Here is a 3,290-nt window from a genome sequence, read left to right on the forward strand (position 1 = left end):
TGGTGTCGGGCACGCTGTTGGGTGTCTGAGGGTGCGAGCGTTGCTCGCCCTTCTGCGATGCCGGCCCCAGTGCACTGAGTCTTCGGGTTCAGGTGATGGGTGGCTGGTCGTTGCTTGAGAACTGCACAGTGGACGCGAGCATCTGTGGCCAAGTTTTTAAGGGCGCACGGTGGATGCCTTGGCACCAGGAACCGATGAAGGACGTGGGAGGCCACGATAGTCCCCGGGGAGCCGTCAACCAGGCTTTGATCCGGGGGTTTCCGAATGGGGAAACCCGGCAGTCGTCATGGGCTGTCACCCATGCCTGAACACATAGGGCATGTGGAGGGAACGAGGGGAAGTGAAACATCTCAGTACCCTCAGGAAGAGAAAACAACCGTGATTCCGGGAGTAGTGGCGAGCGAAACCGGATGAGGCCAAACCGTATGCGTGTGATACCCGGCAGGGGTTGCGCATGCGGGGTTGTGGGATCTCTCTTTCACAGTCTGCCGGCTGTGAGGCGAGTCAGAAACCGTTGATGTAGGCGAAGGACATGCGAAAGGTCCGGCGTAGAGGGTAAGACCCCCGTAGCTGAAACATTGACGGCTCGTTTGAGAGACACCCAAGTAGCACGGGGCCCGAGAAATCCCGTGTGAATCTGGCGGGACCACCCGCTAAGCCTAAATATTCCCTGGTGACCGATAGCGGATAGTACCGTGAGGGAATGGTGAAAAGTACCGCGGGAGCGGAGTGAAATAGTACCTGAAACCGTGTGCCTACAAGCCGTGGGAGCGTCGGGGTGGAGCTTGCTCCATCCTCGTGACTGCGTGCCTTTTGAAGAATGAGCCTGCGAGTTTGCGGTGTGTTGCGAGGTTAACCCGTGTGGGGAAGCCGTAGCGAAAGCGAGTCCGAACAGGGCGATTCAGTAGCGCGCTCAAGACCCGAAGCGGAGTGATCTAGCCATGGGCAGGTTGAAGCGGAGGTAAGACTTCGTGGAGGACCGAACCCACCAGGGTTGAAAACCTGGGGGATGACCTGTGGTTAGGGGTGAAAGGCCAATCAAACTCCGTGATAGCTGGTTCTCCCCGAAATGCATTTAGGTGCAGCGTCGTGTGTTTCTTGCCGGAGGTAGAGCACTGGATAGGCGATGGGCCCTACCGGGTTACTGACCTTAGCCAAACTCCGAATGCCGGTAAGTGAGAGCGCGGCAGTGAGACTGTGGGGGATAAGCTCCATGGTCGAGAGGGAAACAGCCCAGAGCATCGACTAAGGCCCCTAAGCGTACGCTAAGTGGGAAAGGATGTGGAGTCGCAGAGACAACCAGGAGGTTGGCTTAGAAGCAGCCACCCTTGAAAGAGTGCGTAATAGCTCACTGGTCAAGTGATTCCGCGCCGACAATGTAGCGGGGCTCAAGCGTACCGCCGAAGTCGTGTCATTGCAGTACATACCCCCAACGGGGACTGTGATGGGTAGGGGAGCGTCGTGTGCCGGGTGAAGCAGCCGCGGAAGCGAGTTGTGGACGGTTCACGAGTGAGAATGCAGGCATGAGTAGCGATACACACGTGAGAAACGTGTGCGCCGATTGACTAAGGGTTCCTGGGTCAAGCTGATCTGCCCAGGGTAAGTCGGGACCTAAGGCGAGGCCGACAGGCGTAGTCGATGGACAACCGGTTGATATTCCGGTACCCGCTTTGAAACGCCCAATATCGAACCAGGCGATGCTAAGTCCGTGAAGCCGCCCTGAGCTCTTCGGAGCGTAGGGGAGTGGTGGAGCCGACGGACCAGACCTGTAGTAGGTAAGCGATGGGGTGACGCAGGAAGGTAGTCCAGCCCGGGCGGTGGTTGTCCCGGGGTAAGGGTGTAGGACGCAAGGTAGGCAAATCCGCCTTGCACATAGTCTGAGACCTGATGCCGAGCCGATTGTGGTGAAGTGGATGATCCTATGCTGTCGAGAAAAGCCTCTAGCGAGTTTCATGGCGGCCCGTACCCTAAACCGACTCAGGTGGTCAGGTAGAGAATACCGAGGCGTTCGGGTGAACTATGGTTAAGGAACTCGGCAAAATGCCCCCGTAACTTCGGGAGAAGGGGGGCCATCACTGGTGAGGGAACTTGCTTCCTGAGCTGGGGGTGGCCGCAGAGACCAGCGAGAAGCGACTGTTTACTAAAAACACAGGTCCGTGCGAAGCCGTAAGGCGATGTATACGGACTGACGCCTGCCCGGTGCTGGAACGTTAAGGGGACCGGTTAGCTCCATTTCGGTGGGGCGAAGCTGAGAACTTAAGCGCCAGTAAACGGCGGTGGTAACTATAACCATCCTAAGGTAGCGAAATTCCTTGTCGGGTAAGTTCCGACCTGCACGAATGGCGTAACGACTTCTCGACTGTCTCAACCATAGGCCCGGTGAAATTGCACTACGAGTAAAGATGCTCGTTTCGCGCAGCAGGACGGAAAGACCCCGGGACCTTTACTACAGTTTGATATTGGTGTTCGGTTCGGCTTGTGTAGGATAGGTGGGAGACTGTGAAGCTTGGACGCCAGTTCAGGTGGAGTCGTCGTTGAAATACCACTCTGGTCGTGCTGGATGTCTAACCTGGGTCCGTGATCCGGATCAGGGACAGTGTCTGATGGGTAGTTTAACTGGGGCGGTTGCCTCCTAAAGGGTAACGGAGGCGCCCAAAGGTTCCCTCAGCCTGGTTGGCAATCAGGTGTTGAGTGTAAGTGCACAAGGGAGCTTGACTGTGAGACCGACGGGTCGAGCAGGGACGAAAGTCGGGACTAGTGATCCGGCGGTGGCTTGTGGAAGCGCCGTCGCTCAACGGATAAAAGGTACCCCGGGGATAACAGGCTGATCTTCCCCAAGAGTCCATATCGACGGGATGGTTTGGCACCTCGATGTCGGCTCGTCGCATCCTGGGGCTGGAGTCGGTCCCAAGGGTTGGGCTGTTCGCCCATTAAAGCGGTACGCGAGCTGGGTTTAGAACGTCGTGAGACAGTTCGGTCCCTATCCGCTGTGCGCGTAGGAATATTGAGAAGGGCTGTCCCTAGTACGAGAGGACCGGGACGGACGAACCTCTGGTGTGCCAGTTGTTCTGCCAAGGGCATGGCTGGTTGGCTACGTTCGGGAGGGATAACCGCTGAAAGCATCTAAGCGGGAAGCCTGCTTCGAGATGAGTATTCCCACCTCCTTGAGAGGGTAAGGCTCCCAGTAGACGACTGGGTTGATAGGCCGGATATGGAAGCCCAGTAATGGGTGGAGTTGACCGGTACTAATAGGCCGAGGGCTTGTCCTCAGTTGCTCGCGTCCACTGTGT

At 57.2% G+C, this 3,290-nt stretch carries 1 rRNA gene; it reads left to right on the forward strand.

Annotated features, from left to right (window positions below):
- Positions 1-146 precede the first annotated feature (146 nt).
- A 23S ribosomal RNA gene (locus E2B92_RS32390) occupies positions 147-3,269 on the forward strand.
- Positions 3,270-3,290: the final 21 nt, after the last annotated feature.

It is taken from the genome of Streptomyces sp. WAC05374 (assembly GCF_004353505.1).
In the GTDB taxonomy this organism is placed as follows: domain Bacteria; phylum Actinomycetota; class Actinomycetes; order Streptomycetales; family Streptomycetaceae; genus Streptomyces.